The organism is Streptococcus sp. M334, assembly GCF_000187745.1.
Classification (GTDB): Bacteria; Bacillota; Bacilli; order Lactobacillales; family Streptococcaceae; genus Streptococcus.
This window is the reverse complement of sequence record NZ_GL732498.1, coordinates 1-7,934: the sequence shown is the minus strand read 5'-3', so window position 1 is coordinate 7,934 and position 7,934 is coordinate 1. Positions and strand designations below refer to the sequence as shown.

The 7,934-nt window shown below is 39.8% G+C and carries 2 protein-coding genes; both read left to right on the top strand.

Annotated elements, in window-relative coordinates:
* A partial coding sequence (locus tag HMPREF0851_RS0104565; RefSeq protein WP_000319066.1) for an LPXTG cell wall anchor domain-containing protein occupies positions 1-411 on the top strand: 411 nt, incomplete at its 5' end.
* Between the two features lie 870 nt (positions 412-1,281).
* Positions 1,282-7,934, top strand: a 6,653-nt coding sequence (locus HMPREF0851_RS15030; RefSeq protein ID WP_000466174.1) for an accessory Sec-dependent serine-rich glycoprotein adhesin, incomplete at its 3' end; no start/stop codon positions are given.

Sequence of the window (7,934 nt, the reverse complement as noted above, 5' to 3'; positions counted from 1 at the left end):
ACAAGCGCCAGCCAATCAGCCAGCACATCAGCTAGTCAGTCAGCTTCAACAAGTGCAAGCCAATCAGCAAGCACAAGTGCGAGTCAATCAGCAAGCACAAGTGCGAGTCAATCAGCAAGCACAAGTGCGAGTCAATCGGCTTCAACAAGCGCAAGCCAATCAGCCAGCACGTCAGCTAGTCAGTCAGCTTCAACAAGTGCAAGCCAATCAGCCAGCACAAGTGCATCTGAGTCAGCGTCAACAAGCGCATCTGAAACACCATCAGAATCAGTAGCTAAGTCAAGACAGCAATTGCCAAATACAGGTACAGAAGCTTCCAAATCATCTGTACTCCTTGGAGCTTTGTCGGCTGTGACTGGTCTAGGTCTGATTGCGAAACGCCGTAAGCATGATGATGAAGATGAAGCATAATGTCTTGTCTTAAAATAACCGTTTTCAAAAATGAATAGGTTAGAAAAACCCCTGAAAATTAAGTTTTCAGGGGTTTTTAAAAATTTCTTTTCTGTATATAAGAGTTAATATATAATAAAATAAATCTATAATAGTACATCATAAATCATAAAATATTTCTAGAAATTAATTTGACTTTCCTAAATAGATTTGTTCATATCTTATTTCGATCTACTATAGAAGAGTACACCGTAACTTATAGAACATTTCTAACAGTGCTTTAGGAGTTGTTTTCTACTATTCTAGATTCAATTTACTATAATCATTGCAAAGGTGAGATTAGTTTCAAACAAATCTAGAGAGTGTTTGAATTGTGTATTAAAATTTAATAAATGATATGTTTAATCGTTCATTGATGTTAGAATAAAGACATTCAAGGGCATAGAGATACTGTCCTTCTTACATTATTCTATGGTAAACAGGAGCTAAAATGTTTATGTATTGTTTCATGCTAATGTAGCTTGCTATAGATATAAAAAGATATGCAAGTATACAAATATCACAGAAATCAATATATTAACAAATAGAGTATAATTTTCCAGTTCTAGTTTAATGTTTTGTAACAAAAATTTAATATTTCTAAATATAAATACATAAAATGATTAAGAATAAATTTATAGACTTTGAAACCGCTTAAAATATGGGATGTCATTGATAATTATAAAAAATTATAAAAAATTGGAACTTGGATTTTAGTAATATAAAAATGCTTTTTTTTTTTAGGTAAAAATGTTTTGAAACTTATTGAATTACTTGAATCTAAAGTGTATAATATAGAATGGTATTTTATCGAAAAATACACATAAAAACAAAAGGAAAGGAATCTAAAAAATGTTTTTTAGACGCCAAGAAGGTGAATATAGGGAGACGGATCGTGTAACCCGTTTCAAGTTGATCAAGTCGGGTAAGCATTGGTTGCGTGCCTCGACCTCTCAATTTGGTCTCTTTAAAGTCTTGCGAGGTGGTGTAGATGCTGCTCAGGTAACAACTGAAGTGATTGAAGAGCAATCGGCAAATACACTAACAGGCTTGGATATCCTGAAAGGGATAGCCGCAGCAGGGACGGTACTTGGAGGAGCAGTTGCAACACAAACAACTGTTTATGCCAATGACGCTCTTGAAAAGACAGTAGAGTCAAATCAAACACTTGCGAATACAGACACAGTAACTTTGGGAACAGTAAAAGATCAGGAGGGGGCTCAAGCCGACAGCCTATCAGTTTCTGTCAGCCAAAGCCAATCCTTGTCTGAGGAAGCTTCCAAGAATGCAAGTAAGCATCTTTCAGAAAGTGAAAGCCAATCAGTAAGTACTTCAACAAGTGCAAGCCAATCAGCAAGCACATCAGCATCTCAGTCAGCCAGCACATCAGCGTCTGAGTCAGCATCAACAAGTGCTTCTCAATCACAAGCTGGAGTAACTTCTGAACTTGCAAAACCAGTAGCATCAGAAACAGCTTCAAACAGAGAGACATCTGTACGTAAAGCAGATACAGCTAATACTACAGCTGATGCAGCTCTTTCAAAAGTCATCACTGACAGCCTTGCATCTCTACAAGCAGTTGAAAATCGTTTGAGTCAAATCACATCAACGACTTCAAGCTTGGTGGGTACGACGACAACAGCTGCCGTAGCGACTACAGTATCGGCTGAGAGCAACAAAAAAGCTGAAGAAGACCGCAAACGTCTGTCTAAAATCTCTGCTTCTATGGGTGAATTCCTAGCTAGGTCTATCGGTTTGCCTAACATGGATTCAGCAGTTACTAAAGTTAACGCTGCTGTAACAGCTATCGAAGAAGCTTTGAAGAATCCAAACGCTGACCTTACAGCCGTTATCAAGCAAGCCAAAGCTGCAGAAGCTTCAATCGCCAATGCCGTGATCCGCGCCCATAACGGAAAACGTAGTGTGCTAAATGGCAGACAGATGGAGAGAGGATCACAAACTCGTGCCATTAATACACAGGTTGGTTCACGTGCGGTAGGAGAGGCTAATGAGAATCGTGCAAATGGCGAAAACTTAAAATCTTACGTATCTGGATATAATGCTTCTGCAGAGAATCATTTGCGAGATCACGTGGCTGTTTCATCGAAGCCTGTATATGATGCAAATGGTAAAGTAACCTCTATCATTTGGACAGTTATTGCCAATCCGCTTGCTAATCGTGGCTATACTAATGTGATTAAGTGGATGCAGGTTCCAGACCAGCTAGAGATGCCTGATAATATTGTTACGACGGGTTATAAAAATCAAATAACAAGTACAACAGTAAAACCAAATGTGAATTTCGCTGACCTTCCTGTTGATACGGCACATCCGCTTAGCTTACCAGATAAATTTGGTGAGACTGTTGCGAATGGTAGTGATGGATTTGCTAAACAGGGGACAGCAACATACGATAAAAATTCGTTTGGAGGTGGAAGTCAAGGCGTTGTTTCTCTTTACCATCCAGATGAATCTAAAAACTTGCTAAAAGCTTTATCTGATAATAATGACACATGGAAACGACCAATCTGGAACGAAATTTCTCCAGCAATCGTTCCGCGTATTTCAGACCCACGTACTATTTGGCAAACGGTTAATATCGGTGGAACGCAAAGTGAAGTAAACGTAACACGCTTTGAAACAAGAGTAAAACCAGGTGTTACTGGTGAACAAATAAAAAATATGAAACTGTTATTTGGTTTAGGTTCACCAGGTACGACCTTTGCAACAGTGGGACTCCACACCAATCCTCTTGGGATGAGCTACGAACAAGCTTATCCACTAGCCGCGGCAGACAATGGGAAATATTTTGTTAAACAGGTGGAAGAACCGTATATTACCAATGACTATAATGCTGCAGGTTTGAAATGGTGGTATGATGGCTCTGCGTCAAATGCCTTTACGGATCCGAACCAATATTTAGTAAGAAAAGGTACTAATGATTATGGTGGTGATAAGTTACCTAGGGGCTCACAAATAGAGTGGAGAGATTCTAACAATCAACTAATCGATAAGAAGAATGTTGGACGCACTCCAGGGGTCTTTAACAATAAGATACATGTAACCTTCCCAGATAATACAACAAAAGATGTAGATACTCAGTTTATCGTTAAGCCTCACGCACCAAAAATTACGACTAAACTTGTAGAAGGTCAAGCTCAGCAAAATATTCACGTTGAGAAAGCAGCTCCAGGTAAGAAAGTTGCTCTTTACCAAAATGGAGTGAAAATACTAGAGGAAACAGCAGATAATAATGGACATGTAACCTTTAGAAATGTTAATCTACAAAACAATGCAGAGTACAAGGCTCAGACAGTTGTTGATGGACAGCCAGAGTATACAGATCGAAATGGAGTAAGAAAGACATCTGTTGAATCTGATTATAGTAATACAGTTCGCGCAACTAATATTGATAAGACTGGACCTGTTGTTACAGCAGGAGACAACGGACAAATCAATTTAACTGCTGGACAACCAGCTAATGTCCGCTTGTCAGCTTCTGATGTGACGACTGGTAATTCAGGCATGAAGACCCTTACTTATGATGCAAGTAGGTCTACAGGAACCACTCTTGACAAATCGAATACAGACTTTAACCGTGTTTTGACAGCAAGCCCAGCTGTTAGAAACAATGACGGTTCTATGTCGACTACTTTGACAGGTACTCCTACAAAAGTTGGTCTTTATGAGAATGTGAAGGTGACCGCTACAGATACGCTTGGTAATACAACCGAGAAAATTGTTAAAGTTGCCGTTAAACCAGCTCCTCCAACAATTGAAACAGATCTTAACAATAGAGTCGGACAAAATGTACCAGTTGTAGTGAATGTAGGAACAGGTATCCCAGATGGCTCAATAGTTACCCTTCAGGGACCAAACAATACAAGCCACACAGGTACAGTTTCAAGAGGGAAAGCAACAGTTAACGTACCATCTGTACTGGCTGGTTCGTATGTAGCCAAGACAACTGTAACCTTACCAAATAACAAGGGAACTTTGGATTCAGAATTTGGTGTTCCTGCAATCTCAAGTCGTGATGCTATTCCTCCTGTTATTAAGGGAGTTCCAGCCAATAAACAAATTGAAATTGTTTCAGGTGATTCTGTCGATGTGCCTCTAACCGTTTCAGACAATGAGACAGGTAATTCGGGTATTAAATCTTTCAATGGATTGCTTACGGCAAACAGCTCTCCGCTAACTGATCCTAGTGTTGGTTCGCTTTCGCTAACTAATACTAGAAATGCTGATAAGACAATTTCGAGTCGAGTTCGAGGAACTATTAATAAAGTTGGACGATTTCAATACTTCCTTTCTGCAATAGATGGGTCAGACAATCCTGCTCGAGAAACTTTGCAAGTGGAAGTTCGTCCTAGTCGACCAACTGTAACTAACAATCTAAGCGGAGAAGGTGGTATGCCAACGGGGATTACGGTAACAGACATTGACCCACAGGCAACTAAGGTAACAGTGACAGTAGGGACTAAAACGTTTACTAAGCCGATTACAGCTGGTACCCCTAGTGTAACTATTACACCAACCGAGCTTGGTTTTGAGGATGGCTTATTGCCAAACAATGCAACAGTTACTGCCAAAGTTTCAGCACCAGGTTTATATATTAGTGCTAGCACACCGTTTGAATCTGCAACAAGTGATTCTGTAACTATCACACCAGAAACAGAAAAACCAGTTATTAACTATTCATTTGAAGTGTTAGATAAGACAACCAATACTTGGAAACCAGTACCTTCTACAGTGGATTCAGAAGGTAGACAGGATTATTCTATCTATTCAGGTGATGAACTTCGTGTCAAAACCACCGTTACAGATAATAGTGGAAAAGTTAAGACGGTCACATTTGCGGATAGAACAAGTTGGAAAAATGATTTGTTCGCTCTTTCTTCATGGGGAACAAGTACAGGTGGTACCTTCAGAGATACGGTGACGAATGCGTCGGAAACAACTCCGTATACGGGAACATCTACTGTAACGTTGAGAGATAATCTTGTATGGGCAGCAAATCAGACGCTTACTCGTCAAATTAATGTTGTCGATGGAGCAAATAACTCATCAAGCACAGATGGCTTTATTCTACGTCATGGAAGTCTAGCGGAGAAAAATGCAAATCTCAATCCAACTGAAAAGCCAACAGTCAATGACTTGAGCAATCCATCAGAACCTGAAAAAGCAACTCTGATCACTAATATTAAGGCAGCTCATGGTGTTGATGGTCGTATCAAGAATGTTACGATAAATGGCGATACTGCAACTATCCAATATAAGGATGACACGACTCGTACACTCAAGGTAGCAGATATTGCTAAACCAAAAGCTCCAACGGTTACAAATGATTTGTCAAATCAAGGTGGTCTTGCCAAGAACATTACGATTACAAATATTGAACCAAAAGCAACGTCTGTTACGATTAAAATCGGAAATGAGACTTATAAAGTCGATAAGCCAGCAGGTGCAACTGAACTGACAGTAACTCCTGCAGAACTTGGTTTGAATGTATTGCCAGCCAGAGGAAGTGTAACAGCTACTGCAAATATTACGGATTCTAATGGCGTTACAACCCCATCTGCTGAAAGTACAGGTGTCAATATTACCCCTGAGACGATTGCGCCAGTAGCGAATACAGTTGTAGAAATTTACAATAAAGCGACTGGAGAATGGGTAGCTGCTCCTAAGACGACTTCTGGAACTCCAGCATATACTTTTTATACTGGTGACCAAGTTAGATTTAAAACATCAGCCACTGACAATAGTAACTATATAAATAAAACGACAGTTAGACAAGGGCATGATAGAGCTACCGAGATTCAAACTGGAAAAGTTTTGGATAATACTTTTAGAAAAGACCCGGTACTCAATCCCAATGAAGAAGAACCTGCATCCAATATTTCTTCTATTACAGATGCCTCAACTACAAATCCAGCTAGCCTAGTTGTAACGGAAAAGGTTAAAGACGATCTTCAATACAGCACTAGAAATACTGCGACTCGTTCGATTACAGCTACAGATGTTGCAGGAAATGAGTCAGTAGGAAATACATTTAGACTTGTACAAGGTGATTTAGCAGTAAGAAATGCTAACTTGAATCCTGATAAGAAGATTAAGGTTACACGCCTAGCTTCCTTGACAGATACTGAAAAGGATAGCATAAAAGAAGCTGTTAAGAATGCCCATGATACAGCTACAGAAAAAGAAAAAGATCGTATCCAGGACGTTACCTTCGAAGGAACTAATGCTAAGATTACCTATACAGATGGTCAATCTCGTACCAAACCAATCTCAGAATTGGCAATGGAAGTTAACCCACCAGTTATTGGAGACTTAAGTGAACGTGGAGGTTTACCAGATCAAAGCATCACGGTAACCAATGTTCTTCCAGGAGCAACTGTAACCTTGACAGTTGCAGGTCAGACAGTTAAGAAAAAAGCAGACAATAACGCTAACAGCGTAACCTTTACTCCGACTGATTTGCAAAAAGTCTATGATGGAAATAATGGTCTTCTTCCTTCAAGTACTTCACCTACTGTACCTAATGTAACTGTGACTCAAAGTGTACCAGCAGGTCCAAATACAACTGAAGAGTTAACTTCAGAGTCAAGTTCTGGTACGATTACTAAGGAAACTGTACCACCGACGATTACGTACAAGTTACAGATTCAAAATGCAGCTGGTGAGTGGAAAGATGCACCTAAGGAAGTTGTTCGTACAGGAAAAGTTGCAGGGTATGAAATATTTGCTGGTGATAAGTATCGTGTAATTGCTGAAGTCACGGATAACAGTGGTAAAATCAATAAGTTGGAAGTTTCAGATGATAGATCTACTCAGACAAAATTTATTGATCCTAGCTATGCAACAGATGGTGAGATAAATTCTATTTCAAGTGTTACAGAAGCTACGAACACTACCCCAGCGACGATTGAAGCTACTGGTACATATAAACCGGATAAAACATGGGCATCAGGTAATTATTGGACACGTAAATTTATCACGAGAGACTTGAGTGGTAATGAAATACAGACTCCATCTTTCCTTGTTGCTCAAGGGAAATTAAGTAAAAAATTCCCAGGTAATGTTCCTGCAACAGTACAAGTAAGCAATACAACAACCCTATCTCCAGAAGATAAACAAAAGATTCTTGAGGCGGTGAAAGCAGCAAATCCAAAAGATGCAAACCGTATCAAAGATGGAGATGAAGGATATAGAATATCAAATGATGGGACTGTAACGATTACTTATAAAGATGGTACACAAAATACAGTGAAACCACCAGTATCGGATTCTGAAGCGCGATCTGCCTCAGCATCAGCAAGCACAAGTGCAAGTCAATCAGCTTCAACAAGTGCTAGCCAGTCAGCATCGACAAGTGCAAGCCAATCAGCCAGCACATCAGCTAGTCAGTCGGCTTCAACAAGTGCAAGTCAATCAGCCAGCACGAGCGCGTCTAAGTCAGCATCGACAAGTGCAAGCCAATCAGCCAGCACGAGCGCGTCTAA